The organism is Actinomycetota bacterium (assembly GCA_035540895.1).
Lineage (GTDB): Bacteria > Actinomycetota > JAICYB01 > JAICYB01 > JAICYB01 > DATLFR01.
This window is the reverse complement of sequence record DATLFR010000026.1, coordinates 25,273-50,997: the sequence shown is the minus strand read 5'-3', so window position 1 is coordinate 50,997 and position 25,725 is coordinate 25,273. Positions and strand designations below refer to the sequence as shown.

Sequence of the window (25,725 nt, the reverse complement as noted above, 5' to 3'; positions counted from 1 at the left end):
GCCCTGCGCGGCCGGGCCGCGGGGACACGGGGGTGGCCGGCGCGGCCGTGTCAGGGGCGCTCGGCTCGGTCCGCATGGCTCATCGTACCGGGGGGTGAGATGGGCGAAGGGACCCACGTGGGGTCCCTTCGGGGGCTCCGGGGGCGGGACTCGAACCCGCAACCTACGGATTAACAGTCCGCCGCGCTACCGATTGCGCCACCCCGGAACGGGTGACGCGATGGTACCAACTGTCCTCAGTCGATGAGGTCCCGCAGCTTCTGGTTGTTCGGGTGGCGGAGCTTCGCGAGCGTCTTCGTCTCGATCTGGCGGATCCGCTCCCGCGTGACACCGAAGAGCTTCCCGACCTCCTCGAGCGTCTTGGGCTGGCCGTCGCGGAGTCCGTACCGCATCTCGATCACGTCGCGCTCCCGGGGCTGGAGCTCGTCGAGGACGCTGTACAGGTAGTCGGAGACGAGGGTCCGGACGGCGGCCTGCATCGGCTGGTCGGCTCCCTCGTCCTCGATGAAGTCGCCGAGGCGCGAGTCGTCCTCCTCGCCTATGGGCGTCTCGAGGGAGACGGGATCGAGACCCATACGCAGGATCTCCGAGACCCGCATGGGCGTCTCCTTCAGCTCCGACGCGAGCTCCTCGAGCTTGGGCTCCCGCCCCATGCGCTGGGCCAGCTCCCGCTGGGTCTTCGCCACGCGCTGCATCGTCTCGACCATGTGCACGGGGATCCGGATGGTCCGTGACTGGTCGGCGAGGGCCCGCGTTATCGCCTGGCGGATCCACCAGGTGGCGTAGGTGGAGAACTTGAAACCGCGCCGCCAGTCGAACTTCTCCACGGCGCGGATCAGCCCGAGGTTCCCCTCCTGGATCAGGTCGAGGAGGCTCATCTCCCCCCGGCCCGCGTACCTCTTCCCGATCGAGACCACGAGCCTGAGGTTGGCGCTGATCAGACGGTCCTTGGCTGCCTTCCCGCGCCGGACGTCGTCCTCGAGCTTGCCGCGGGCCGTCTCGGACAGCTCCGTCCCGGCGGCGAGCTTCTCCTCGGCCGCGAGCCCCGCCTCGTACGCCTGGGCCAGCTCCTTCTCGTCGTCCGCCGTGAGGAGGCCGACCCTCCCGATCTCCCGCAGGTAGAGGCGGATCGAGTCTGCCGTCTCCGCGTCCTCGGTCTTCAGCAGGGCCGGCTTGACGCGTTCGGCCTGCATCAGTTCCTCGGGAGCCGGGGCGTCCTCCTCGGTCTGCTCGAGCTCCTCCTCGTCCGGACCCTCCAGGGCTTCCAGCTCGGCGGCGCGCCGGACGGCCTCTTCGTCGGTGGGGTCCGGGGTGGCGATCAGCAGCGCGGCGGCGGGAGCCTCTCCCTCCGGCGGGAGGAGTGGATCGTCTGACCGACGGGAGCGCGCGGACTTGCCGTCGCGCGAGCGTCCGGCCGGCTTCGCGACCTCCCGCTTCGACCTCGGACCCATCAGCTCACTCCCCCGCTCCCCAGCGATCGCTTCTCTCGCTCCAGGCGCAGCAGCTCCTCGAACAATGCATCGTACGCCTGTGCCTCGCGGTCCGGATCGAGCGCGCGCAGCCTCGTCTTCTTCTCCTCGATCCTACGACCGAGTCCGAACGTCTTCAGTCTTATCAACGTCTCGCGTGCGGCCGTGCGGTCGGGGGGCGTCCCCATCGTCAGCTCGCTCACCGCACGGCGGAGGTCGCCGTCCTGGAGGCCGGTGGCGATGCGTCCAGGGTCGATCGTGCCGCGTTCGGCGCGTTCCGCCGACAGGAGCCGGAAGAGCGAGCGGTGGACGGCGAGCGTGAAGTCGTCCTCCGAAGGGGCGCAGGTCGGGTCGCCCAGCAGGTCGGGCTCCGAGCACAGACCGCGGAGCGCTTCACGCTCCACGCGCTGATGGCCGGTGAGGGTGGCCGGTGTCGCCGCGGCATCGGGCTGACGGCGTCGTTCGTCCCCGGACTTCCCCGCCCGCTCCTCCACGGCCTTGGAGACCTCGTACGCCTCGACGCCGCACCGACCGGCGAGCCAGATGGCGTACTCGTGCCGGAGCAGGGTGTCCCCGACCTGGGAGAGCACGGCCGCCCCCTTGCGGACCGCCCTGATCCGTCCCTCCGGGGTGTCGAAGCGCTCTCCGTCTATCGCCCTCTCCAGCAGGAATCGGACGAGGGGGACGGCTGCGTCGAGCATCTTGGACACCGCCTCGGCTCCCTCCTGGACGGCGAAGTCGGCCGGGTCCCTACCCGGCGGCAGGACGGCCACGTACACCTCGGGGAGCCAGCCCCGTCCGACCGGGAGCCAGCCACCGCCGCGCACGCGCTCCCCGGGTGAGTACGCGGACGCCAGCTGCTCGGTGCGCTCACGGGAGGCGGCGGCCTGTCCGGCCGCGTCACCGTCGAGGCAGAGAACGACCCGGACGTCTCCGAACCGGCGGGAGATCTCCTGCATGTGCTGTTCCGTGAGCGCGGTCCCGCACGTGGCCACGGCCTCCGGGATGCCGTGCTCGCGGAGCATGATCACGTCGGTGTACCCCTCGACGAGGACGAGGCGGCGGGTCCGGACGATGTCCCCGCGGGCCCAGTTCGTCCCGTACAGGACCCTCGACTTGCGGAAGAGCGAGGTCTCCCGCGTGTTCAGGTACTTCGGCTGGTCGGGAGCGACCCGGGAGCGGAACTCGGGGGGCAGGACACGTCCGCCGAAACCGATCGCGCGGTCGGAAGGGTCGAAGATCGGGAACAGGACCCGTCCGGCGAAGACGTCGCGCACGGCGCGTCCGTCCTGACGGGCCAGGCCCGCCGCCACGAGCTCGTCGGTCGTGTACCCCGCCCGCACCAACGCGCTGACGAGGCCGTTGGGCGTCCAGCCGCCGAACCCGACCCGGTAGCGGTCGCGGAGGGCGGCATCTATCCCCCGGGAGTCGAGGTAGGTGCGCACCGACCCGCCCTCCTTGTGGGCGAGCAGGCGCTGGTAATGCTCGACGGCCGCCTCGTGCAGCGCGAGCAGGCGGGTGCGCGGCGACTCGGTCTTGCGCTCCCCCGCCACCTCGCGCAGGGTCACCCCGTACCGCTGGGCGAGCTGCTCGACCGCCTCGGCGAACGAGAGACCCTCCACCTCCTGGATGAAGTTGAAGACGTTGCCCCCGGCGTGGCAGCCGTGGCAGTGGTAGACGCCCTTCTCGGGGCTGACCGAGAACGAGCCCGTCTTCTCGTTGTGGAAGGGGCAGAGCCCGACGAACTGGCTCCCCTGGCGCTTCAGCCGGACGTGGTCCCCGACCACCTCGAGTATGTCCGCTCGTTCGCGGACCTCGTCGATGTCGTCGCGGGCGAAGCGGGGGCTCACAGCTGCGACCAGGGTACGAAGAGACGCTCGAACGTGCGGATCGCGTACCGGTCGGTCATGCCGGACACGTGGTCGGCCACGCGCTGGACGAGGTCGTCCCCCGGCCGGCGCGCGGCCGGGAGCTCGTCGGGGTGGTCCGTGTACCAAGCGAAGAGCGACTCGAGGATGGCCGACGCCTTCCCCTCCTCGCCCCGGGCGACCGGACCGAGGTACACCCGCTCGAAGAGGAACGCGCGCAGGGCGGACATCGCCTCGGCCGTCTCGGCGGGCATCCGGATCGCCCCGGCCTCGGAGCTGGACGCCACGAGCGCCCGGATCGTGCGGTCGAGGCGCTCCCCGTGGGTATGCCCCAGGACGTCGACCACCTCGGGCGGGAGGTCGTCCGGCTTGAGGACGCCGGCCCGGATCGCGTCGTCCACATCGTGGTTCACGTAGGCGATCCGGTCGGCCCATCGCGCGACCATCGCCTCCGCGGTGGCGGGCTCGGGCATCCTCCACGTGTGGTTGAGGATGCCGTCGCGCACCTCCGAGGTGAGGTTGAGCCCCTCTCCGTCCCGCTCGAGGACCTCGACCACACGCAGTGACTGGCGGTTGTGCTCGAACCGACGGCCCATGCAGCGGGTGAGGATCTCCTCGCCGATATGCCCGAACGGCGTATGTCCGAGGTCGTGGGCCAGCGCGATCGCCTCGACCAGGTCCTCGTTGAGGCGCAGGGCCCGGCAGATGGTCCGGGCGACCTGCGCGACCTCCAGCGTGTGGGTGAGGCGGGTCCGGACGTGGTCGCCCTCGGGAGCCAGGAAGACCTGCGTCTTGTGCTTCAGGCGCCGGAAGGATTTCGTGTGCAGGACCCGGTCGCGGTCTCGTTGGAACTCGGTGCGCAGGTCGTCCGGCGGCAGGGGACGGTTCCGTCCGCGGGTATCGGCCGAGCGCGTCGCCCACGGCGCGAGCACGGCGTCCTCGATCGATTCGGTCCGGCTGCGAACGGTCACGATGTCCCCTTCCCGCGGCCGGAGTCTACCGCCGGCGGGGGACACCCTCAGCGGCTCGGCGCGGTCGGAAGGGCCCGGCGCAGGAACGCGAACACCTCGGCGCCGAACTCCTCACCGCGGGCGAGCTGCGGGGTGTGCCCACCGCCCTCGATCCAGACGAGCTCGGCTCCCGCGATCGCGGCTACGAGCGCTTCCTGGTACGGCGCATAGGCCTGATCGTCGTCCCCGCAGACGACGAGGGTGGGGACCTGGAGGCCGGCCAGCCGAGGGGTCAGGTCCGGGAGCGAGGCCAGGTGGCGCGCGAGCCCGACGAAGGCCGCCGGGGCGGTCCGGACGAACTGGGCTCGCCAGTCCTCCACGATCTCCGACGGCATCTCCTCGACGTCCCAGCCGAAGATCCCGCTCTCGAGGTAGGCGTCCCATCCGGCCTCCATCCCGGCGCGTTCCACCGCCTCCACGGCTCTGTCCCTCGTCACCATCCAGCCCGAGGCCGGGTCGAGGGGCTCGGCGGACGCCCCGACCAGCACGAGCGCCTCGACGCGATCGGGGCGGTCCAGCGCGGCGAGCATCGCAACGGTCGCTCCCATGCCGTGCCCGACGAGCGTGGCCTGCTCGGCGTCGAAGTGGTCGAGGACGGTGAAGACGTCGCGGGCCAGGACGTCCAGCGTGTGGTCCTCGGGGTCGGTGGACGCCTCCGATGCGCCGTGGCCGCGCTGATCTAGCGCGAGGACGCGGAACCTGGGAGCCAGGGCGGGACCGGCCGCCGACCATACCCCCGAGTTGCCGGTGAGGCCGTGAAGGAGCAGCGCCGCGCGTCCGTCGCCGCGTCCGGACGCGTGGACCTCGAGACCGATCCCGTCCGGCGTGGTGACCCGGGTCACTTGCTCGCCGCCTCGGCCGTCCCGATGGCCGCGTGCGCGGCGGCGAGCCGGGCCACGGGCACCCGGAAGGGTGAGCAGGACACGTAATCGAGCCCCACCTCGTGGAAGAAGGTGACCGATTCGGGGTCTCCCCCGTGCTCGCCGCAGACCCCGACCTTCAGCCTCGGGTTGAGCTCGCGACCCTCATCGGTGGCCAGCCTCACCAGGCGCCCGACGCCCTCGCGGTCGATGGTCTCGAAGGGGTTCACGCTCAGCACGCGGCGCTCGAGGTAGGGAGCGAGGAACTTGCCCTCCGCGTCGTCGCGGCTGAAGGCGTACGTCATCTGCGTGAGGTCGTTCGTGCCGAACGAGAAGAAGTCCGCGTGCTCGGCGACCTCGCCGGCGGTCAGCGCGGACCGGGGCACCTCGATCATCGTCCCGATCAGGTACCTCACCCTCTGTCCGGTCTCGCGGATTACCTCCTTGGCCACCTCGTCGCACTCGCGTCTGAGGATCTCCAGCTCTGCGGCGATCCCCACGAGCGGGATCATGATCTCCACGCCCGGTTTCCCGCCCCGCTTGGCCAGCCTGCAGGCGGCCTCCATGATCGCCCTGACCTGCATCCGGTAGATGCCTGGTATCACGAGCCCGAGCCGGCACCCGCGCAGCCCGAGCATGGGGTTGGACTCCTCCATCGATTCGATCTGCTGGAGGAGCTGCTCCCGCTCCTCGGTGATGGCCCGAACGTCGGCGATGTCGGTGATCTGCGAGGCGATCCGGATCCGTTCCAGCTCGACCGCGAGCTCCTTGGAGGAGGGGAGGAACTCGTGCAGGGGCGGGTCCAGGAGGCGGATGGTGACGGGGAGCCCGTCCATCGCCTTGAAGATCCCCTCGAAGTCGCGGCGCTGCAGGGACAGGAGGTCCTCGAGGGCGGCGTCGCGGTCCTCGTCGCTGCGAGCGAGGATCGCCCGGCGGACGATCGGGAGCCGGTCTCCCAGGAACATGTGCTCCGTCCGGGCGAGGCCGATCCCCTCGGCGCCGAACTGGCGCGCCCGCTTGGCGTCCTCGGGCGTGTCCGCGTTCGCCCGGACGCCCAGCGACTTCACCCGGTCGCACCACTCGAGCAGCGTCGCGAACTCACCGGATACCTTCGGCGTCACGAGCTCGACCTCACCCGCGATCACCTTGCCCGTGGTGCCGTCGATCGAGATGACGTCTCCCTCCTTGAGCTTGCGGCCCTCCACGGAGACGGTCCTCTCCCGGATATCGATCCGCAGATCGTCCGCGCCCACCACGCACGGCTTTCCCGCCCCGCGGGCGACGACGGCCGCGTGCGACGTCTTGCCGCCCCGCGCCGTGAGGATCCCCCGGGCCGCGTACATCCCATGCACGTCGTCGGGGTTGGTCTCCTCGCGCACGAGGATCACGTCCTCCCCCGCCTCCGTCCACTCGACCGCCTTGTCGGCGTCGAGGACGATCTTCCCGACAGCCGCTCCCGGAGAGGCGTTGATGCCCGAGGTGAGCGTCTCCGTCTCCGCCTTCGGGTCGAACTGGGGGTGCAGGAGCTGGTCGAGCTGCTCGGGAGCCACCCGCTGGATAGCCTCGCGCTGGTTGATCAGCCGGTCGGAGACCATCTCCACCGCCACCCGGACGGCCGCCGTCGGCGTGCGCTTGCCGATGCGGGTCTGCAGCATCCAGAGCTTCCCGTTCTCCACGGTGAACTCGATGTCGCACATGTCGCGGTAGTGCTTCTCGAGCCGGGCCATGATCGCGAGGAGCTCCTCGTACACCGCCTTGTTCTGCTTGCGCAGGCTCTGCAGGGGCTCGGGCGTCCGGATACCGGCGACGACGTCCTCACCCTGCGCGTTGGTGAGGTAGTCGCCGTAGACGCCCTTGCGCCCGGTGGCCGGGTCGCGCGTGAAGGCGACCCCGGTCCCCGAATCGTCGCCCTTGTTCCCGAAGACCATCGCCATCACGTTGACCGCGGTCCCCAGCGCGTCGTCGATGCGCTCGAGCCGCCGGTAGTCGCGGGCCCGCTTGTTGTCCCACGAGTCGAAGACGGCCTTTATCGACATCCGCAGCTGCTCGCGCGGGTCCTGCGGGAACCCGCTCCCGGTCTGTTCCTCGTAGATCCGCTTGTAGCTGTCCACGAGGGAGCGGAGGTCGTCCGCGGACAGGTGGTGGTCCTTCACCTCTTCCGGCTTGCGCTTCGACGCCTTGGCCCGCCGCGCACGGGCCTGCTCGAGTTCGTGTTCGAACAGGTCGGCGTCGATCCCGGAGACCGTCTTGCCGAACATCTGGATGAAGCGGCGGTAGCAGTCCCAGGCGTACCGATCGTCTCCGGTGACGTCGGCGAGCCCCTTCACGGACCCGTCGTTCATCCCGAGGTTGAGGACCGTGTCCATCATCCCGGGCATCGAGAACATCGACCCGGACCGCACCGATACGAGCAGCGGGTCGCTCGGGTCGCCGAGCGACCGGCCCATGGCCTTCTCGAGGCGCCGGACGGCCTTGGCCACCTGGTCGTCGAGTCCGGACGGGATCCTCCCGCTCGCCATGTACTCGCGGCAGGCATCGGTGGTGATCGTGAACCCCGGGGGCACGGGGAGGCCGAGGTTCGTCATCTCGGCCAGGTTGGCCCCCTTGCCGCCCAGCAGGAACTTCTGGTCCTTGTCCCCCTCGGAGAAGTCGTGCACGAGCTTCGCGCTCGGCCGCCGAGCCTGGGCCTTGCGTCCGGCCTTCTCCTTCTTCTCGGGCTTCGGCGGGGGGGACGATCCGACCTTGTTCTTCGGCGTGCGGCTCGACTTCTTCTTAGCCATCTGGACCCTCCTGGGCGCTGCCACGTGCAACGAGATCGGCCGGGTTGATCCTCGAGAAGTCGGCGACGGCCGCGAACATGGCGGCGACCGTGGCCAGCAGCGCCTGCCTGTTCGACCGGACGGCCGCGTCCTCCGCCATCACCATCACACCGCGCTCGCGGTCGAAGAAGGTCTCGACGACGCCCACGAGCGGGAGGAGCGCCTCGAGAGCCCCCACGTGGTCCCCGGATCCGAGCGCGGTCGCGTGGCCGGAGGAGACCTCGGCCATCTTCTCGTAGAGGGCGCCCTCGGCCGGGTGCTCGAGTAGCGATGGGTCGACCTCCCCGTACGGACCCTGGCGGGTGAGGTTGTGGCACCTCTCGTGGACGACGGCGAGCTGGTGCAGGGCGCCGCGCTCGTGCAGGGTGCCCAGGGCCTGCGTCCTCCGCCTCAGGTCGGGCAGGTCGGTCCACGGTCCGGACAGCGCGGCGGCGAGCACGGGGCGGGGCAGGGCGGCATCACGCTGCAGCAGCGCCTCTGCCCGCGACGCGATCAGCGTCCGGACGTCCGCCTCGACCTCGGCGAGCGGGCGCAGCTCCCGTCCGGACCCCGCGTACCCCTCCCACGCAGCCGCGACCGCCTCGTCGAGGGGGAAGGCCACCTCGGCCTCATGGCTGATGGTCGCCAGGCCGTTCGCCGCGCGGCGGAGGGCGTACGGGTCCTCTGACCCCGTGGGGGCCAGACCGATCCCGATGTATCCGACGAGGGTGTCCAGACGGTCCGCTATCGCCAGGGCGCGTCCGGCGGGGGTGGTGGGGAGCGCGTCCCCCGCCCCCCGGGGGAGGTACTGCTCGGCGATCGCGCCGGCCACGGTCTCGACCGCGCCCCCATCGAGGTGAGGGTCTATCCTCGCGTAATAGCCCCCGAGCGTCCCCTGCAGCTCCGGGAACTCGTAGACCAGGTGCGTGAGCAGGTCCGCCTTGGCCAAGCGCCCGGCGAGACCGGCCGCCTCCCGCTCGGGGGCGTCGAGCCCCATCCAGGTCGCTACGCGCGAGGCGAGGGCTTGGAGCCGATCCGACTTGTCGCGCAGCGTCCCCAACCGCGGATGGACGACCACCTCGGAGAGCCGGTCCACCCGGTCGGACAGCGCGACCTTGCGGTCCTCTTCGAAGAAGAAGCGGGCGTCCTCCAGGCGTGCCCTCAGGACGCGCTCGTTGCCGGCGACGATGGTCGACCCGTTCGAGGGATCGGCGTTGGAGATGACGACGAAGCCCGGGGCGAGGGAGCCGTCGTCGGAGCGCAGGGCGAAGTAGCGCTGGTGGGCCTGCATCGCGGTGACGAGCACGTCCGGGGGGATCTCCAGGTAGGCGGCGTCGAAGGATCCGACCATCGCGACCGGACGCTCGACGATGTCCGTCACCTCGTCCACGATCTCGTCGCTCAGAACGGGTGACCCGCCGCGGCTCGAGGCGGCCTCGAGGGCCTGCTCCCTCACCAGCTCACGACGCCGCGCCCGTCTGGCGACGACACCGGCGGCGGACAGCGCCCGCTCGTAGGCCACGGGTTCGGCGATCTCGACGGGACCGGGGTGGAACACGCGGTGCCCGGTCGAGAACCTGTCGGCGACCAGGTCGCCGTGTCGCACCGGGAGCGTGTCCTCGCCGAGCAGGGCGACCAGCCACCTGATGGGGCGGGGGAACCGCACCTCCGAGGCGTCCCACTTCATCGTCCTCGGGAAGGAGAGCCCGGCGATCAGCCCGGCCAGCTTCTCGGGAAGCACCTCGGCCGCCGGGAGCCCGGGGTCGTCCACCCTGGCATACACGTACGCCCCCTGGTCGGTCTCCCGCCGCTCGAGCTGGGACGGGTCGATGCCCGCGGACCGGGCGAAGCCGACGGCGGCCGGGGTCGGCGCACCGGTGTCGTCGAACGCCCGGTCGGCTGGAGGGCCTCGGCGGTCCGTGACCGTGCGTTCCTGAGCATCCGCCACGTCGCGCACCACGAAGGCCAGACGCCGGGGGGTGGCGAACACCTCGACCGCGCCGTGCGACAGGCGGAGGTCGCGCAGCGCGCGAGGCGCCGCCTCCGCGAGCTGCTCCTCGCCCGCGGCGACCACCGACGGGGGGAGCTCCTCCGTTCCGATCTCGAGCAGCAGGTCGGGCACGAGACGTATCCTACCGGGCGCCCGATCCGGGCCCTCAGGCCCCGAGCAGCGGGAAGCCGAGCTCCGCGCGGCGCTCCAGCCACGCCTCCGCGCAGCGGCGGGAGAGGTCGCGCACACGGCCGAGGTAGCGGGCTCTCTCGGCGACCGAGATCACCCCGCGCGCGTCCAGGACGTTGAACGTGTGCGACGCCTTCACCACGAAGTCGTAGGCCGGCAGGACGAGTCCCTCGCCGAGCAGGCGCCTGCTCTCCGCCTCGTAGGAGTCGAACCACCCGAAGAGGGTGTCCGGGTGCGAGGCCTCGAAGACGTAGCGGGACCACTGCTGCTCGGAGGCCTGGAATACCTCGCCGTACGTAACGCCGGGGGCGTAGGACAGGTCGAAGATGTTCTCGACGTCCTGGAGGTACATCGCGATCCTCTCGGTCCCGTACGTGATCTCCCCGGTCACCACCTCGCAGTCGATGGAGCCGACCTGCTGGAAGTAGGTGAACTGGGTGATCTCCATCCCGTCCAGCCAGACCTCCCAGCCGAGCCCCCAAGCGCCGAGCGAAGGGGACTCCCAGTCGTCCTCGACGAACCTGATGTCGTGCTCGGACGCCTTCACCCCGAACGCGGAGAGGGACTCGAGGTAGAGCTCCTGGATGTCGGACGGGGCGGGCTTCAGGACGACCTGCACCTGGTGGTGCGAGTACACGCGGTTCGGGTTCTCGCCGTAGCGGGCGTCGACCGGCCGCTTGGACGGCTCCACGTACGCGGCCCGCCAGGGCTCCGGACCGAGCGCCCGCAGGAAGGTGAGCGGGTTGAACGTGCCCGCTCCCACCTCGCCCGCGTACGGCTGCCCGACCACGCATCCGTGCTCGGACCACCATCCGAGGAGCGACAGGACGAGCTCCTGGTAGTGCATCAATCCACGCCTCCGAACCGCCGGGAGCGCCGCTGGTACTCGGCGATAGCCTCCCACAGATCGCGGCGGGTGAAGTCCGGCCACAGCACGGGGGTGAAGACGAGCTCGGCGTACGCGCCCTGCCAGAGCAGGTAGTTGGAGGTTCGGAACTCTCCGGAGGTGCGCACGATCACGTCGGGGTCGGGGAGGTCCGGTTCGTACATGTGGCGGGCGATGTCGCGCTCGCGTATCCGGTCCGGCTCGATCTCCCCCCTCGCCACGAGCTCGGCCAGGTGACGGACGGAGTCCACTATCTCGGCCCGGCCCCCGTAGTTGAGGGCGATGGTCAGGTTGAGCTCCCGGCAGCCGGCGGTGAGCTCCTCGGTCTCCTCGGCCATCCGGACAACGCTGCGCGGGAGCCGGCGCTCGTTGCGACGTCCGATGAACCGGACACGCACCCCCTTGTCCAGGAACTCCTGGCGTCGGCGGCGGAGCAGGTCCCGGTTGTAGCCCATGAGGAACCGGACCTCTTCGGGGGGCCTCTTCCAGTTCTCGGTCGAGAACGCGTAGACGGTCAGCCACCGCAGCCCGACCTCGAGCGCTCCGTCGACGGCGTCCACCATGGCCTGCTCGCCGGCCCGGTGTCCCTCGGTGCGTGGGAGCCCGCGCGCCTTCGCCCACCTCCCGTTGCCGTCCATGATCACGGCGACGTGCGCCGGGAGACGGTCGCGGTCGATGCTGCTGAGGACGTCGCTCATCGCGACAGTGTAGGGGTCAGGTGCCGATGAGCCCGAAGGCCCGGAACCGGTTGTCGAGCTGCCACTGGACGAACGCCAGGAGCAGTCCGGACAGCTCCCGCTGGACGGGAGCCTCCAGGCTCCCGGCGCGCAGGGTGTCCCAGTCGTCGGTGAGCAGGCTGGTCCAGGCGTCCGTTATCGGGGTCGATACCCGGGGGTCGGACCGCTGGGCGCACGACCCGCACACGACGCCGCCCCCGGAGAACGAGAGCGCGACGGTGTCGGGCCCCCCGCACCCCGTGCACGCGTCCAGCATGGGGTGCACGCCCGCCACCGAGGCCGCCTTGGCGAGGAACGCGTAGGCGAGGAGAGCCGGGTCGGCCGCGCCGTCCTCCAGCGCCTGCAGGCCCGACCGCAGCAGCACGAACAGGCGAACGTTGCGCTCCCGCTCGGGGGTCGTCCGCTCGACGGCATCCGCCATCGCCGAGGCAGCGGTGAAGGCGCGGTAATCGCTCCGCAGCCGCGGGTACCGCTTGATGATCTCGGCCTGGGTGATCCCGTCGAGCTCCCGGCCCGGGTACAGCTGCAGGTCGACGTGGGTGAAGGTGTCGATCCGGCCCCCGAAACGGGAGCGCGATTTGCGCACCCCCTTCGCGACGACGCGGATCCGTCCGTGGTTCTGCGTCAGGACCGAGAGGATCCGATCGGCCTCGCCCAGCTTGATGCCGCGCAGGACGATGCCCTGGTCGCGGTAGAGGGCGTGTCCACGTTCGCGCATGGGCCGTCACCGTACCGGCTGCCGGTGTCGGTGACCACGAACCGGGACTACCCCTCCCGCGGCCTCGGCTGGCGCTCGGACCGCTCCGCGAACCTCTCCATCGCCCACGCCAGGTCGGCCAGCCGGTTCACGTAGGCGAGGACCTCCCCCCGGACCGGCTCGGCCAGCGAGAGCCGCACCACGGCCCGCTCGGCCCGCCTCAGGACCGCCCGGGCTAGGTCGAGCGCGGCTCCCAGCCGCGTCTCCCCCGCCACGACGAAGTCCTTCGGCATCTCGAACCGGGACCGAAGGGAGTCGATGTCGGTCTCGAGCCGGTCGACCATCTCCTGGGTCACCTGGGAGACCCCCGGGGTGAGCCGCTCCCAGTCGTCGGGCGCGGTGGCCAGTTCGGCTCCCACGACGAAGAGCTCGCGCTGGACCCGCAGGATCAGCTCGGCCAGCTCGTCCTCACCGGCGACGTGGGCCTCGGCCCGGGCCACGCCGAGCGCGGCCACCGACTCGTCCACCTCGCCGTACGCGGAGGGGCGCGGGTCGCTCTTCGGGAGCCGGTCCTTCCCCCCGAACAGGAGCTGGGTGGTGCCGTCGTCACCCCGCCGGGTGTAGATCCGGTCGGGCATCGTCCCTCGCCTTCAAGCTCGCCGCCATCAGAGCCACCGCCCAGGCTACCCACCCGGTGGTGGCCCCCGGGTCGAGTCGCCGCTGCAGACCGAGGGCGGAGGCGGAGATCAGCCAGAGCAGTCCCAGGAAGAAGGCGATGCCGATGGCCCACTGACGCCGGCGGATGACCGCCGCGATGCACCAGACCAGCATCGCGGCGGTGGCTGCCCCGGCCGTCCGGACGTACCCGTCTCCCGCCGCGGTTCTGTTCAGCGCGGCGACCACGGCCACGGCGAGCAGGACGGAGACCGCGCCCGAGGCGACCGGGAACCTGTTCGTCACGTGCCGTAGCCGAACCGGTCGATAAGTCCGGGCTGGCGCTGCCAGTCCCGCTTCACCTTCACCCGGAGATCGAGGTAGACGTGGGCGCCGATCAGTGGCTCGATCTCCCGGCGGGCCTCGGCACCGATCCGCTTGAGCATCTCCCCTCCCTTGCCGATCACGATCCCCTTCTGGCTGTCCCGCTCCACGTAGACGATCACGTCGATCTCGACCCGTCCGGGGGTGTCGGGGTCCTCGCGCATCTCCTCCACCACCACCGCGATCGAGTGCGGGACCTCCTCGCGGGTGAGCCGCAGAGCCTTCTCGCGGACGAGCTCGGCCACGAGGACCGACTCCGCCTGGTCGGTCACCGCGTCCGGCGGGTACCACAGCGGCCCCGTGGGCAGGAGTTCGGTCACCGTGCGCACCAGGTCGGGCACGGTCGAACCCGTCAGGGCCGATATCGCGTAGACGTCGTGGAACTCACCGAGAGCCCGGGCGTGCTCGACCTGGGCGGCCAGGCGCGGCATGTCGAGCAGGTCGCACTTGTTCAGGACGCAGATGGTGGGTGTGCTCACCTTCGCGAGCTCGGAGGCGATGAACGAGTCCCCGCGTCCGACCCCCTCGGCCGCGTCGACGACGAACAGGATCGCGTCCACCTCGCGCATCGTCTGCATGACGACCGAGTTCAGCTTCGTCCCCAGTGCCGTACGCGGCTTGTGGAACCCGGGCGTGTCCACGAACACCACCTGGGCCTCGGGCGTGGTGAGGACGCCCCTGATCGCGTTCCGCGTCGTCTGGGGACGCTTCGAGGTGATCGCGACCTTCGTGCCCAGTATGCGGTTGACGAGCGTCGACTTCCCGACGTTGGGGCGCCCGATGATCGACACGAACCCGGACCGGAAACCCTCCGGGGTCTGACCGATGGACAGCCCGTCAACCGTCTCCATCGGGCTCCACCCGCGTCACCAGCACGGTGCCGATCCGGCGTCCGGTGACCTTCTCCGCCTTCAGCCGCAGCCCGTCGTAGGTGACGCTGTTCCCCTCCTCGGGGAGCTTCCCCAGCTGCGCGGCCATGAGCCCCCCCACCGTGGTCCACTCCTCCTCGGTGGAGAGCTCGAGGTCGAGGAGCTCGTTGAGCTCCCAGATGGCCATCTTCGCCTTCACTCGCCAGGTCCCGTTCCGGACCGGCACCAGCGCCGGTTCGTCCACGTCGAACTCGTCGATGATCTCACCGACGATCTCCTCGAGAACGTCCTCGAGGGTCACGAGTCCGGCCACGTCGCCGTACTCGTCGACCACGATCGCCATATGCGTGCGGGAGCCCTGCATCTCCCGCAGGAGCTCCGAGACCGGCTTCGTCTCGGGCACGAAGACGGGCTTGCGCATGACGCGCTCGACGGTCTTGTCCTCCCCGTTGCGGCGCGTGGCCTTGAAGAGGTCCTTCGCGTAGACGATCCCGACCACGTTGTCGGGCTCCTTGTCGTACACGGGGATGCGCGAGAAACCGTGCTTGATCGAGAGGTCCATCGCCTTGCGCAGCGGCTTGTGGGCCTCGACGACGACCATGTCCGGACGGGGCACCATGATCTCCCTCACGAGCGTGTCCCCGAACTCGAAGATGGACTCGATGAGGACCTTCTCCTCCTCCTCGATCGCCCCTTCCTCCGAACCTGCCTCCGCCATCGAGAGGATGTCCTCCTCCGAGACGAACGGCCCCGCCTTCAACCCCTTCCCGGGCAGGACGACGTTCGCGATCCCGATGAGGCCGCGCGTCGGGAGCCGGAGGAGCCGGGCCACGGCCAGGACCGTGGGAGCCAGCGCCAACGCCACCGGCTCGGCGTGCAGGACGGCGTGGGTCCGGCACATCGCCTCCACGAGCAGGAAGTACCCGACCGTGAAGAGCACGGCGGCGGCGGTCAGCCCCCATGAGCCGAACTGCCTGTCCGCGGCGATAGCGACCAGGATCGCCGAGCCCGTCTGCGACAGCACGAGAGCGAAGTAGATCGGGTTGAGGTATCGGGGCGGATCCTCCTCGATCCTCACGAGGGCGGCCGCGTTCCGTCTCCCTTCGTCCTGGAGCGCGGCCGCACGCAGTCGGCTCACCCGCCCGAGCGCCGCCTCCGCCATCGTCAACAGGCAGGACGCGGCCAGCAGGACGACGAGGAGGCTCCCCAGCAGGGCGGTCATCCCGGCCTGAGCCTCCTGAACTCCTGCAGGATCCGTCGCTCGCGATGCTTCATGGACCGGGCCTGCTGAGGCTTCACGTGGTCGTAGCCGAGCAGGTGCAGGAAGCCGTGCACGACCAGGAGGTCGATCTCGTCGCGCAAGGGGGTGCCCGCCTTCTCGGCCTGCTCGCGGGCGACGTCGGGGCAGACCACGATGTCCCCGACCATGAACGGCTCCTCGTCGTTCGGCTGCTCGTCCATCGCGAAGGCCAGGACATCGGTGGGACCGGGCTCCCCCAGGTACTTCTCCTTCAGGCTGGCCATCGCCGTGCGGTCCACGAGGAGGATGGACAGCTCCGCCCGCGGGTCGACGCCCTCCTCGGCCGCCGCGATCCGGGCCAGGGCGATGAGACGCTGCTCGTCGCACGCGACGTCGTCCTGCTCGTTGGCGACGAAGACGTCGATGTCCGTCATCGCGTCCGCTCGACGTCTCGATCGGCCGGGTCGTCGCTCATCTGTTGGAGGCGTTCCTCTTCGACTCGTCGTAGCGACCGTACGCCTCGACGATCTGCTGGACGATGCGGTGCCGCACGACGTCGAAGGCGTCGAGGTGCACGAACTCGACCCCCTTTATCCCCGAGAGGATCTTCTCGACGACGACCAGGCCGCTGGTCTGTCCCTCCGGGAGGTCGATCTGCGTGATGTCGCCGGTGACGACGGCCTTGGACTGGAGCCCGATGCGGGTGAGCAGCATCTTCATCTGCTCGGGGGTGGTGTTCTGGGCCTCGTCCATGATGATGAACGAGGAGTTGAGGGTCCGGCCTCGCATGAAGGCCAGCGGCGCCACCTCGATCGTCCCCCGCTCCATCAGCCGCGCGAAGTGCTCGGCCTCGAGCATCTCGAACAGCGCGTCGTACAGGGGCTTGAGGTAAGGGTCGACCTTCTGCGCGATGTCGCCGGGCAGGAACCCGAGCCGCTCCCCGGCCTCGACGGCGGGACGGGTCAGGATGATGCGGGTGACCTCCTTGTCGCGCAGCGCCCGGACGGCGGCCGCGACGGCCAGGTAGGTCTTCCCGGTCCCGGCCGGACCGACCCCGAAGACGACCGTGTTGTCGCGGATCGCGTCGAGGTAGCGCTTCTGGCCGGCGGTCTTGGGCCGGATGGCCCGCCCGCGGGTGACGAGGAGGGTCTCCCCGAGCACGTCCGACGGCTTCTGGTCGCTGTCGGACTTGACCATGGCCACCGCCCGGCCCACCGAGTCGGCGGTGAGGACGGTCCCCTTGCCCAGGAGCGTGATGAGCTCCTGGAAGACCGAGACGACCTTCTGCGCCTCTTCGTCGTCCCCGGTGACGGTGATCTCGTTGCCGCGGACGAGGATGTCGGAGGCGAACGCGTCCTCGATCAGCTTGAGGTGCTCGTCGCGCTCCCCCACCAGCTCGACGACGTGGGTCGTCTCGGGGACGAGGATCTTCAGTTGGCTCGACACCTGGTTGGCGTTCTCCTTGGGCGCATCATACCGACGGGAACGGACGACCTAACCCGGGGGCCACCCCAGCGGGCGGCCGCCCAGCACGTGCAGGTGGACGTGCATGACGCTCTGCCCGGCCATCGCCCCGTTGTTGATCACGAGGCGGAACCCCTCCCCGAGCCCCTCCTGGCGGGCGACCTGGGTGGCTCCCTCGAACAGGTCGGACAGCCACTCCCGGTCGGCCTGCGCGTCGAAGTCGGCGATGCGCGGCACGTGCTTGCGCGGGATGACCTGCACGTGCGTCGGCGCCTGCGGGTTGATGTCTCGGAAGGCCAGCGCGTGCTCCGACTCCCACACCACGTCTGCGGGTATCTCCCCCGCCACGATCCGGCAGAACAGGCAGTCGCTCATCCGACCCTCACCCCCAGCTCGTCCAGACGTCTCACCAGTTCCTCCGGGGTGCGGTCCAGCGCGGCGGCCAGGGCGCGGACGTCCGTCGCCCGCAGCGCGATCACCGGTCCCTGGGTCCACTCCTGTCGCATGGCCTGCACCTGCCGCACGTACCTGGCGACCGCGCGTGCCTCCGGGACGTCCGACGCGTCGAGCCGTCCGGGGTCGAGCGCGATGCCCGAGGTCGCCGCGGCGGGAGCCGGGCCCCCGTCCGAAGGGATCATCGCCTTCAGCGGGAGCCGGTACAGCTCGGCGAGCCTGGCCAGCCTGGCCGCCGAGATGGCTCGCTCGCCCCGCTCGTAGGCTCCCAGCACCGACGACTTGAACTCCTTCGCCGACGCGGCCTCCACGTCGAGCAGGGACAACCCCTTCTGTCTGCGCAGCCGGCGAAGGTGGTCGCCCAGCCGCTCGTTGAACCCGTTCTCGGACACGCGCTCCATCGTGTCACCCCATGACGCCGTACGCATAGGAGGCGAGCGCGAGCCCGATCGCCCCGGCGGTCTCGGTGCGCAGTATCCGGTCCCCCAGCGTCACCGCCGTCCCGCCACGTCCGGTGACCGCATCCACCTCGTCGTCGGTCAGGCCTCCCTCCGGCCCGATCACGATCGTGACCGTGTGAGGGAGAGCGGCCGGGAGCGCGTCCCGGAAATGGGTCTCGGCCCTCTCGTGCAGGACGAGGATGGGCCCGGCGTCGTCCTCGACGGCGGACAATCCGTCCTCCACCGGGTCCACCACGGTCAGCCACGGGGAGCGCGACTGCTTCGCGGCGGCGAGCGCGACCTGCTCCCATCGGTCCCGGAGTCGTTCCCGCTTCTCCGCGTCCCAGCGGACGATGCTGCGCTCGGCCGCGAACGGCACGACCCGGCGCGCCCCTACCTCGACGGCCTTCTGGACGACCTCGTCCATGGACTCCCTCTTCACGAGGGCCTGCCACAGGACCAGGACGGGCCGGTGGGGACGCAGCTCGTGGACGAGCACCACCCGCGCCTCCACCTCGTCGGACCCGGCGCGCGTCACGACAGCGTCGACGACGCGGCCGGTGCCATCCGCCACCGAGATGGTCTCCCCGACCCCCAGCCGCAGCACCTTCGCGTGGTGCGCGTCCGGACCCCGCAGCACGAGGCTCTGCTCGCCGATCAGGTCCGGCTGCGTGAAGAAGTGATGCCGCCCGGCGGTCATTCCTCCATGCCGAGGGCGCGGCGCAGGGAGGCCAGGATCCCCTTCGGAGCGTGTCCCGCCTCGCCTCTCAGCTCGGCCAGCTGCTCCAGCAGCCGGGCCTGCTCGCCGGTCAGGTCGGTCGGGGTCGCGACGTGCGCGCGCACGAGCAGGTCGCCGCGGCCCCGCCCCCGGGGCATCCCCCGTCCGCGGACGCGGAAGGTGGTGCCGGACTGGGTGCCCTTCGGGATCTCCACCTCCTCCGGACCGTCCAACGACTCGAACCGTACGGACCCGCCGAGCGCCGCGGTGGTCATTGGCACCTCGACCCACGTCACGATGTCGTCTCCGGACCGCTCGAACCGCTCGTCGGGACGGACCGCCACCCGCGCGATCAGGTCGCCTCGAGGACCGCCCGCGAACCCGGAGTGTCCCTCGCCTCGCACCCTCAGCTGGTCGTTCGTCTCGAGCCCCGCCGGGATCCGCAGCGGGACGTCCACCTCCCGCGGGACGCGTCCGGCTCCGCGGCAGTCCCGGCACGGGTCCGGGATCGTCCAGCCGGTCTGTCCGCAGGCGGCGCACGGGTAGGCGGTGACCATCTGTCCGAGCAGCGACTGTCGGACCTGCTGGAGCTGTCCGGTGCCGTTGCACGCCTGGCAGAGGTCCGGCTGCGTGCCGGGTTCGCACCCGCTGTTCGAGCACCGCTCGCAGGGTTCGTGCCGGCGCAGGGTGAGGGTCCTCTCCACGCCGAAGACGGCGTCCGCGAAGTCGATCTCGAGGGTGATCCCGATCGTCTCCCCGGCCTGGACGCGCGACTGAGGGCCCGCGCGCCGGCCGACCCCGGCTCCCCCGAAGAAGCTGTCGAAGAGATCCTCGATCGTGGTTCCGAACATGCCGGCCCCCATGCGCTGCGCGTCGTACTCGCGTCGCTTGCGGGGGTCGGACAGGATCGAGTACGCCTCCGAGATCTGCTTGTAGCGCTCGGCGGCCTCCGGATCCCCGCCGTTCGCGTCCGGGTGGTAGCGGCGCGCGAGCGACCGGAAGGCCCGCTTGATCTCGTCCTCGCCGGCGTCCGGCGCGACACCCAGCACCTCGTAGAAGTCGGTCGCCATCGGCATCAGGCTAGTCCTCGAGGCGGCGCAGGGCCTGCGACAGCGACTGCGCCACGTCTGCCACCGCGGATATCACCGAGGGGTACGGCATGCGGGTCGGCCCCAGCACACCCAGCGCGCCCGCCTGGCGGCCGAACCTGTACCCGGCCGCGATCAGGCTGAGGTCGTGGTAGTCCTCGAGCGCGAGCTCCCGTCCGATCCGCACGGCGACGCCCTCGGGAGCCGGGTCGGGGAGCAGCGGCTCCCCCTCCTCGAGCATCTCGAGGACCCGCTGGGCGACGGGAGCCGGTTCCCAGATAACGAGACGGGAGGCCCCGCCGGTGATGACCCGCCCGGACGAGGCGGCTATGGAGCGGAGCGCCACCGCGACCGCGCGGGCCACCGTGACGATCTCCTCGTCACCCGAGATCGCCTCGAGCAGCGAAGCCGCCTCGAGAGGCGCGTGGCCGCTGGCCGTCCGCGTGACGGCCTCGCCCGACCGGCGCAGCACGTCTTCCGACGGCTCGGTCGCCAGCTCCAGGAGCCTCTCGGCGTGCCACCCGGCCTCTCCCACGAAGATGCAGAAGACCCGGGCGCCGCCCAGCGGGACGAGCTGGACATGGCGCAGGCGGGCCTCCTCCACCGGAGGCATGGACGCGAGAGACGTGTAGTTCGTCATGTCGGAGAGCAGCTGCGACGCCTTCATGAGGAGCTCATCGAGCGCGGACAGGGCGCCGCCCAGCAGGCCCTCGATCTCGCGCCGCCGGTCCGGGTCGGTCCCGGCGTGGGGAGCCAGCGCGTCCACGTAGTACCGGTACCCCTTGTCGGTCGGGACCCGGCCGGCGGACGTGTGGGGCTGCGATATGTAGCCCTCGCGCTCGAGGATCCCCATCTCGTTGCGGACCGTGGCCGAGCTGACCCCGAGGTCGCGGGAGTCGGCGATCGCCTTCGAGCCGACGGGCTCCCCGTCGGCGACGTACGACTCGACGATCTGGCGCAGGATGCGCTCCTTGCGCTCGTCGAGGGGCCTGTCCTGGGGGCCGTGCTCCATGGTTGGCACTCTAGCACGCAGAGTGCCAATCACCCCAGGAACGCGGTGAGCACCTCGTTCGCGAGGAGGGTGCCCCGGCGCGTGAGTCGAGCGCGGCTCCCGTCCCACTCGAGCAGCCCCGCCGCTGCGCACCGGTCGAGTTCGGGCCGGAAGCTGGCCTCGAGGTCGACCCCCGTCAGCGACCTGAACGCGTCCGCCGAGACGCCGTCGCTCCGGCGCAGGCCGCAGAACATGACCTCGGTGGCGCGTCCCGCGGCGTCGATCGTCTCGGATCCCGCTACGGACGTCCCCTCCCGGACGCCGCGGGCGTAGCGGTCCGGACCCTTCACCGTCCAAGATCGGACCCCGTCCAGGTGGCTGTGGGCGCCGGCGCCGATGCCCAGGTACTCCCCGCACCTCCAGTAGAGGTCGTTGTGCCGGCTGTGCTCCCCGGGGACCGCCCAGTTCGAGATCTCGTAACGACCCAACCCGGCCCGGCTGAGTACCTCGTCGGCGGTCTCCCAGCGGCGGGCGACGTCGTCATCGGGTACGGGCACCACCTTCCCCAGCCGCTTCCAGGAGTGGAGCGGGGTCCCCTCCTCGTACGTGAGCCCGTAGCAGGACAGGTGGCGCAGCCCGAGACCGACCAGCGCCCGGACCCCCGCCTCCCACGTCTCGTCGTCCTCTCCGGGGATGCCGAGGATGAGGTCGGCCGATACGCGGTCGAAGACTTCCATCGCACTCAGCAACGCGCTGACGGCGGTCGCGGCGTCGTGGACGCGGCCGAGCGCGCCCAGGAGCCGGTCGTCCAGCGACTGGACCCCGAAGCTCACCCTGTTCACTCCGGCCTCCCGCCACGCGCGCAGCAGCTCGGGGGTCGCGCTCTCGGGGTTCGCCTCGCAGGTGATCTCGCAATCCGGCGCCACCGGCCAGGTCTCGCGGATAGCGTGGAGGACCGCGGCCAGCGACGCGGCGGGGACCAGCGAGGGGGTGCCGCCTCCCACGAAGATGCTGGTCACCACCGGGCGCTCGTCGATCGGCACGGGAGACGACGCGGCCGTCCGGGCGTCGAGCGCGAGCGCCTCCATGTATGAGGGGATCGCCTCGTCCAGGCCGGCATAGGCATTGAAGTCGCAGTAGCCGCACCGGTGGGAGCAGAAAGGGACGTGGACGTAGATCCCGAACTCGCCGAGCACCTCGCGCGGCCGCGGGAGCGCGGGAGCCGCGAGCGTGCTCACTTCTCCTCCACCCTCAGCGCCTTGATGAAGACGTCCTGGGGGACCTCGACCTGCCCGAGCATCTTCATCTTCTTCTTGCCCTTCTTCTGCTGCTCGAGCAGCTTGCGCTTGCGGGTCACGTCGCCGCCGTAGCATTTCGAGAGCACGTCCTTGCGCTTCGCCTTCACCGTCTCCCGCGCGATGATCTTCGACCCGATGGCGGCCTGCACGGCGATGTCGAACATCTGGCGGGGGATCAGCTCCTGGAGACGGTGCGTCATCGCGCGACCCCACGAGTACGCGCGCTCGTGGTGGACGATCGAGCTGAAGGCGTCCACCGGCTGGCCGTGCACGAGCAGGTCCACGCGCACCATCTTCGACTCCCGGTACTCGATCGGCTCGTAGTCGAGGGACGCGTAACCGCGGGTGCGCGACTTCAGCTGGTCGAAGAAGTCGAAGATGATCTCGGACAGCGGCATCTCGTAGATCAGCTCGACACGGTCGGTCGAGATGTAGTCCATGCGGCTCTGCAGTCCGCGCTTGGACTGGCAGACCTCCATGACCTGTCCCACGTACTCGGACGGGACGATGATCATCGCGCGCACGAACGGCTCGAGGATCCTCTCGATGCGCGAGGGATCGGGCATGTCGGCGGGCGAATGGATCGACAGCGAGGACCCGTCGGTCAGCTCGATCTGGTAGCTCACGGTGGGGGCCGTCACGATCAGGTCGAGCCCGAACTCGCGGAAGAGTCGCTCGGTGGCGATCTCCATGTGGAGCAGACCGAGGAACCCGCATCGGAACCCGAACCCGAGCGCGTGGCTCGACTCCGGCTCGAAGACGAAGCCCGCGTCGTTGAGGGTGAGCTTCTCGAGGGCGTCGCGGAGCTCCTCGTACTCACCCTCCTCGGGGTACAGACCCGTCCACACCATGGGCTTGGGCTCCCGGAAGCCGGGCACCGCATCGGGGGCGGGGTCGGCGGCCAGGGTGATGGTGTCCCCCACCCGGGCCTGGCGGACGTCCTTGATCCCCGTGATGACGTACCCGGACTCGCCGGGCCCCAGCGCGTCGGTCGGAGTCGGGTCCGGCGCCAGCACCCCGAGCTCGGTGATGTCGGTGGCGTAGCGCGTGGCCATCATCCGGATCTCGGACCGGTCCGCCAGCGTGCCGGACATCATCCGCACGTAGGTGATGACGCCCCGGAAGGGGTCGTACATCGAGTCGAAGATCAGCCCGCGGACGTGGTGGTCGGACGGGTCGACCTTCGGTGGCGAGACCCGCTGCACGACCGCCTCGAGGACCTCGTCGACGCCGAGCCCGGTCTTGGCCGAGATCCGCAGGACGCCCTCCTCGACACCGCCGAGCAGGTGGTAGATCTCCTCCTCGACGCGGTCGGGGTCGGCTCCCGCCAGGTCGCACTTGTTGATGACCGGGATGATGTCGAGTCCGGCCTCGATGGCCAGGTACAGGTTGGCTATCGTCTGCGCCTCCACGCCCTGGGTGGCGTCCACGAGCAGCAGCGCTCCCTCACAGGCCTCGAGCGCCCGGGACACCTCGTAGGAGAAGTCGACGTGGCCGGGCGTGTCGATCAGGTTGAAGACGTAGGTCTTCCCGTCCTGCGCGGCGTAGGTCATCCGGACGGCCGCCGCCTTGATGGTGATCCCGCGTTCCTTCTCGAGGTCCATGCGGTCGAGGAACTGGGAGTCGTGGGCGCCCGGCTTTATGAGCCCGGTGCGCTCCATCATCCGGTCGGCCAGGGTCGATTTGCCGTGGTCGATGTGGGCGACCGTGCAGATGTTGCGGATGAGTGCTGGATCGGTCATCGGGCTTCCCATGGTAGACTTGCCGCGCTCGTGCGCACGCGAGAGCCACATCCCGGAAACATCAGCGAGGTACTCAGATGCCCAGGTCCAGGACGGTCCTCAAGCGCCAGCGCCAGACCGAGCGGCGCCGGCAGCGTAACAAGTCGGTCCGCTCCGCGCTGAAGACTCTCGAGAAGCGCACGCGCTCGACGACCGGTGACGAGGGAGTCGAGCAGCTGAAGCTCATGCAGCGCGAGCTGGACAAGGCGGCGGGGAAGGGTGTCATCCACCCGAACAAGGCCGCTCGCAAGAAGTCCCGCCTCGCCAAGGCGCTCCAGAAGGCGTCGAGCTAGCCTGGGTCGCCCGCGGCCTCGAGCGTGCCGCGGATCGTCTTGACCACGGCCTCCGGCTTGAAGGGCTTCCCGATGTACCCCGCCGCGCCGAGCTCGGTCGCCCGGGCCAGGAAGCGAGGCTCGACCAGGATCGTGCACATCACGACCGGGATCCGGCGTGTCCGGTCGTCGTCCTTCAGCCTCTCGAGCACCTCCCAGCCGCTGATGCCCGGCATCATCACGTCGAGCAGGATGATGTCCGGCCCCTCGCTCTGAGCCACCGCGATCCCCTCGGCCGACTCCTCGGCCACCAGGACGCGGAACCCCTCCCGGCGTAGCCAGAAGGCCAGCACCTCCCGGACGTCCGCCTCGTCGTCGACGATCAGCACGGTGGACTGCTCCGTCACGCGACCCCCCCTCGGGCGGGAGCCGTCCGGCGGACGGCCGGGATGCGCACCCAGAAGATCGACCCCGACGGCTTGTTCGGCACGTAGCCGGCGTCGCCTCCCATCGCCTCGGCCAGGCCACGGACGATGGCGAGGCCCAGGCCCGATCCGGAGCGCCGGGCGCTGTCCGAGGGGTCGACCTGGAAGAACTTCGAGAAGAGGCCGGCCCGGCGGTCCGGAGGTATCCCCGGGCCGAGGTCGACTATCCGCAGCTCGACGTGGGTCGCGTCCGCGTGCGCGTGAACGACGACGGGCTCCCCGGGCGGCGAGAACCGGACCGCGTTGTCGATCAGGTTCACCACCACGCGCTCCATGGCGTCCCGGTCGGCCAGGACCAGGGGGAGGTCCTCCGGCAGGTCCAGGCGTAGCGAGGCCGACGGAAGGATGGAATCGGCGATCCGGGAGACGAGCCGGACCAGGTCGAGCGGGACGAGGACGAGCTCTACCGCCCGGGCCTCGATCCGCGAGACGTCGACGATCCGTGTGATGAGCCTCGTTAGGCGTTCGGCGTTGCGCAGGATCATCTCGAGGAACCGCTTCGACTGGTCGGGGGGGAGGTCGTCGGCCTTCAGCATCGACTCGGCGCACGCCTCGATCGTGGTGAGCGGGGTCTTGAGGTCGTGGCTGATCATCGAGATCAGCTCCGTCTTGAGGCGGTCGGCCTCGGCCGCGCCGCGTCGCTCGTCGTCGAGCGCACGTCGGTAGGCCGACGAGTAGCCCTCGGCCACGAGCAGGACCAGCTCGTGGAGGAAGCGGGCGAAGGCCGCCGAGGTCGTGAAGACCTCCTCGATCGCGTGCCGGGCGAGGCAGCGGTTCACGCCCTCTTCGAGGGTGAGGACGGCACCCACCACGTCCTCGAGGCCGACCCGGCGGGCGATCAGATCGGCGGCTGCTCCGCGCAGCCCGTCGAGCCCGGCGTCCAGGCCGTCGGTCAGGGCCGAGCGGAGGATGTCTCCCAGATCGGCCGGGAACCCCGTCCCGACCGTCGCCCGCCACTCCCCCGCCAGCGCGTCCATGCGGGGGAGCAGCACGGGGGCGGCCTGCGCGATCAGGTCGCGCTCGCGCGGGGTGACGAGTTGCACGGCAGTACGGTACCGCGGTTGTGCCGGACCGGGGATCCGGA

General features: G+C 70.5%; 25 protein-coding genes and 1 tRNA gene. 1 reads left to right on the top strand and 25 read right to left on the bottom strand.

The window, feature by feature from the left end; genetic code table 11:
- Nucleotides 1-135: 135 nt before the first annotated feature.
- From VM840_01745 to lepA, 23 genes are all read right to left on the bottom strand, one after another.
- Nucleotides 136-208, bottom strand: a tRNA-Asn gene (locus VM840_01745).
- A 28-nt stretch (nt 209-236) separates the two neighbouring features.
- On the bottom strand, nt 237-1,451 hold the full coding sequence (locus VM840_01740; GenBank protein ID HVL80298.1) for an RNA polymerase sigma factor: 1,215 nt from the start codon (nt 1,449-1,451) through the stop codon (nt 237-239).
- Nucleotides 1,451-3,319: a DNA primase gene (gene dnaG, locus VM840_01735; GenBank protein ID HVL80297.1), complete on the bottom strand. Its 1,869-nt coding sequence runs from the start codon at nt 3,317-3,319 to the stop codon at nt 1,451-1,453. The genes VM840_01740 and dnaG overlap by 1 nt, the downstream gene beginning before the upstream one ends.
- Nucleotides 3,316-4,308, bottom strand: coding sequence for a deoxyguanosinetriphosphate triphosphohydrolase (locus tag VM840_01730; GenBank protein ID HVL80296.1), 993 nt, complete (start codon nt 4,306-4,308; stop codon nt 3,316-3,318). Before VM840_01730 ends, dnaG begins: the two co-directional genes overlap by 4 nt.
- Nucleotides 4,309-4,355: 47 nt before the next feature.
- A complete protein-coding gene (locus VM840_01725) occupies nt 4,356-5,189 on the bottom strand; it encodes an alpha/beta fold hydrolase (GenBank protein ID HVL80295.1) in 834 nt (277 codons plus the stop codon).
- Nucleotides 5,186-7,987 carry a pyruvate, phosphate dikinase gene (gene ppdK / locus VM840_01720; GenBank protein HVL80294.1) on the bottom strand — a complete coding sequence of 934 codons (2,802 nt, stop codon included), beginning with the start codon at nt 7,985-7,987 and terminating at the stop codon, nt 5,186-5,188. Before ppdK ends, VM840_01725 begins: the two co-directional genes overlap by 4 nt.
- Nucleotides 7,980-10,127: a glycine--tRNA ligase subunit beta gene (gene glyS / locus VM840_01715; GenBank protein HVL80293.1), complete on the bottom strand. Its 2,148-nt coding sequence runs from the start codon at nt 10,125-10,127 to the stop codon at nt 7,980-7,982. The genes ppdK and glyS overlap by 8 nt, the downstream gene beginning before the upstream one ends.
- Nucleotides 10,128-10,161: 34 nt before the next feature.
- Nucleotides 10,162-11,031 (bottom strand): glycine--tRNA ligase subunit alpha, encoded by an 870-nt coding sequence (locus VM840_01710; GenBank protein ID HVL80292.1) that lies wholly within the window; start codon nt 11,029-11,031, stop codon nt 10,162-10,164.
- Complete coding sequence (gene uppS / locus VM840_01705) at nt 11,031-11,768, bottom strand: polyprenyl diphosphate synthase (protein HVL80291.1); 738 nt, start codon at nt 11,766-11,768, stop codon at nt 11,031-11,033. Before uppS ends, VM840_01710 begins: the two co-directional genes overlap by 1 nt.
- A gap of 16 nt (nt 11,769-11,784) precedes the next feature.
- Nucleotides 11,785-12,525, bottom strand: coding sequence for a DNA repair protein RecO (gene recO, locus VM840_01700; protein ID HVL80290.1), 741 nt, complete (start codon nt 12,523-12,525; stop codon nt 11,785-11,787).
- Nucleotides 12,526-12,572: 47 nt separating this feature from the next.
- Complete coding sequence (locus VM840_01695; GenBank protein HVL80289.1) at nt 12,573-13,142, bottom strand: cob(I)yrinic acid a,c-diamide adenosyltransferase; 570 nt, start codon at nt 13,140-13,142, stop codon at nt 12,573-12,575.
- Entirely contained in the window at nt 13,111-13,464 is a 354-nt protein-coding gene (locus VM840_01690) for a hypothetical protein (protein ID HVL80288.1), read from the bottom strand. Before VM840_01690 ends, VM840_01695 begins: the two co-directional genes overlap by 32 nt.
- The gene (gene era, locus VM840_01685) at nt 13,461-14,393 is read right to left on the bottom strand and encodes a GTPase Era (GenBank protein ID HVL80287.1); all 933 of its coding nucleotides are present in this window, start codon (nt 14,391-14,393) and stop codon (nt 13,461-13,463) included. The genes VM840_01690 and era overlap by 4 nt, the downstream gene beginning before the upstream one ends.
- Nucleotides 14,380-15,633 carry a hemolysin family protein gene (locus tag VM840_01680; GenBank protein HVL80286.1) on the bottom strand — a complete coding sequence of 418 codons (1,254 nt, stop codon included), beginning with the start codon at nt 15,631-15,633 and terminating at the stop codon, nt 14,380-14,382. Before VM840_01680 ends, era begins: the two co-directional genes overlap by 14 nt.
- Nucleotides 15,630-16,085, bottom strand: coding sequence for an rRNA maturation RNase YbeY (ybeY, locus tag VM840_01675; protein ID HVL80285.1), 456 nt, complete (start codon nt 16,083-16,085; stop codon nt 15,630-15,632). The genes VM840_01680 and ybeY overlap by 4 nt, the downstream gene beginning before the upstream one ends.
- 37 nt (nt 16,086-16,122) lie before the next feature.
- Nucleotides 16,123-17,097, bottom strand: a complete 975-nt coding sequence (locus VM840_01670; GenBank protein HVL80284.1) for a PhoH family protein — start codon at nt 17,095-17,097, stop codon at nt 16,123-16,125.
- A 48-nt stretch (nt 17,098-17,145) separates the two neighbouring features.
- Nucleotides 17,146-17,490, bottom strand: a complete 345-nt coding sequence (locus VM840_01665) for a histidine triad nucleotide-binding protein (GenBank protein HVL80283.1) — start codon at nt 17,488-17,490, stop codon at nt 17,146-17,148.
- Nucleotides 17,487-17,969: a helix-turn-helix transcriptional regulator gene (locus tag VM840_01660; protein ID HVL80282.1), complete on the bottom strand. Its 483-nt coding sequence runs from the start codon at nt 17,967-17,969 to the stop codon at nt 17,487-17,489. The genes VM840_01665 and VM840_01660 overlap by 4 nt, the downstream gene beginning before the upstream one ends.
- Before the next feature lie 4 nt (nt 17,970-17,973).
- Complete coding sequence (locus VM840_01655) at nt 17,974-18,708, bottom strand: RsmE family RNA methyltransferase (GenBank protein ID HVL80281.1); 735 nt, start codon at nt 18,706-18,708, stop codon at nt 17,974-17,976.
- Complete coding sequence (locus VM840_01650) at nt 18,705-19,796, bottom strand: J domain-containing protein (GenBank protein HVL80280.1); 1,092 nt, start codon at nt 19,794-19,796, stop codon at nt 18,705-18,707. Before VM840_01650 ends, VM840_01655 begins: the two co-directional genes overlap by 4 nt.
- Before the next feature lie 10 nt (nt 19,797-19,806).
- On the bottom strand, nt 19,807-20,826 hold the full coding sequence (gene hrcA / locus VM840_01645) for a heat-inducible transcriptional repressor HrcA (GenBank protein HVL80279.1): 1,020 nt from the start codon (nt 20,824-20,826) through the stop codon (nt 19,807-19,809).
- A gap of 29 nt (nt 20,827-20,855) precedes the next feature.
- The gene (hemW, locus tag VM840_01640; GenBank protein HVL80278.1) at nt 20,856-22,043 is read right to left on the bottom strand and encodes a radical SAM family heme chaperone HemW; all 1,188 of its coding nucleotides are present in this window, start codon (nt 22,041-22,043) and stop codon (nt 20,856-20,858) included.
- Nucleotides 22,040-23,845 (bottom strand): translation elongation factor 4, encoded by a 1,806-nt coding sequence (gene lepA / locus VM840_01635; protein HVL80277.1) that lies wholly within the window; start codon nt 23,843-23,845, stop codon nt 22,040-22,042. The genes hemW and lepA overlap by 4 nt, the downstream gene beginning before the upstream one ends.
- Nucleotides 23,846-23,922: 77 nt before the next feature.
- On the opposite strand from lepA, the gene rpsT reads away from it, so the two are divergent.
- Nucleotides 23,923-24,177: a 30S ribosomal protein S20 gene (gene rpsT / locus VM840_01630; protein HVL80276.1), complete on the top strand. Its 255-nt coding sequence runs from the start codon at nt 23,923-23,925 to the stop codon at nt 24,175-24,177.
- On the opposite strand, the gene VM840_01625 is transcribed toward rpsT, so the two are convergent.
- Together VM840_01625 and VM840_01620 are read right to left on the bottom strand one after the other, a co-directional pair.
- Nucleotides 24,174-24,563, bottom strand: coding sequence for a response regulator (locus tag VM840_01625; protein ID HVL80275.1), 390 nt, complete (start codon nt 24,561-24,563; stop codon nt 24,174-24,176). The two genes, rpsT and VM840_01625, sit on opposite strands and share 4 nt — an antisense overlap.
- Nucleotides 24,560-25,684 (bottom strand): ATP-binding protein, encoded by a 1,125-nt coding sequence (locus VM840_01620; GenBank protein HVL80274.1) that lies wholly within the window; start codon nt 25,682-25,684, stop codon nt 24,560-24,562. The genes VM840_01625 and VM840_01620 overlap by 4 nt, the downstream gene beginning before the upstream one ends.
- Nucleotides 25,685-25,725 lie beyond the last annotated feature (41 nt).

Bases quoted from the DNA above. Each gene is read 5' to 3' on its own strand.
- VM840_01740 (HVL80298.1), bottom strand. From the start codon at position 1,451: ATGGGTCCGAGGTCGAAGCGGGAGGTCGCGAAGCCGGCCGGACGCTCG.
- VM840_01695 (HVL80289.1), bottom strand. From the start codon at position 13,142: ATGCCCGACCGGATCTACACCCGGCGGGGTGACGACGGCACCACCCAG.
- VM840_01665 (HVL80283.1), bottom strand. From the start codon at position 17,490: ATGAGCGACTGCCTGTTCTGCCGGATCGTGGCGGGGGAGATACCCGCA.
- VM840_01650 (HVL80280.1), bottom strand. From the start codon at position 19,796: ATGGCGACCGACTTCTACGAGGTGCTGGGTGTCGCGCCGGACGCCGGC.
- lepA (HVL80277.1), bottom strand. From the start codon at position 23,845: ATGACCGATCCAGCACTCATCCGCAACATCTGCACGGTCGCCCACATC.
- VM840_01660 (HVL80282.1), bottom strand. From the start codon at position 17,969: ATGGAGCGCGTGTCCGAGAACGGGTTCAACGAGCGGCTGGGCGACCAC.
- VM840_01655 (HVL80281.1), bottom strand. From the start codon at position 18,708: ATGACCGCCGGGCGGCATCACTTCTTCACGCAGCCGGACCTGATCGGC.
- hrcA (HVL80279.1), bottom strand. From the start codon at position 20,826: ATGGAGCACGGCCCCCAGGACAGGCCCCTCGACGAGCGCAAGGAGCGC.
- uppS (HVL80291.1), bottom strand. From the start codon at position 11,768: ATGAGCGACGTCCTCAGCAGCATCGACCGCGACCGTCTCCCGGCGCAC.
- VM840_01710 (HVL80292.1), bottom strand. From the start codon at position 11,031: ATGCACTACCAGGAGCTCGTCCTGTCGCTCCTCGGATGGTGGTCCGAG.
- era (HVL80287.1), bottom strand. From the start codon at position 14,393: ATGGAGACGGTTGACGGGCTGTCCATCGGTCAGACCCCGGAGGGTTTC.
- recO (HVL80290.1), bottom strand. From the start codon at position 12,525: ATGCGCGAACGTGGACACGCCCTCTACCGCGACCAGGGCATCGTCCTG.
- ybeY (HVL80285.1), bottom strand. From the start codon at position 16,085: ATGACGGACATCGACGTCTTCGTCGCCAACGAGCAGGACGACGTCGCG.
- VM840_01680 (HVL80286.1), bottom strand. From the start codon at position 15,633: ATGACCGCCCTGCTGGGGAGCCTCCTCGTCGTCCTGCTGGCCGCGTCC.
- ppdK (HVL80294.1), bottom strand. From the start codon at position 7,987: ATGGCTAAGAAGAAGTCGAGCCGCACGCCGAAGAACAAGGTCGGATCG.
- rpsT (HVL80276.1), top strand. From the start codon at position 23,923: ATGCCCAGGTCCAGGACGGTCCTCAAGCGCCAGCGCCAGACCGAGCGG.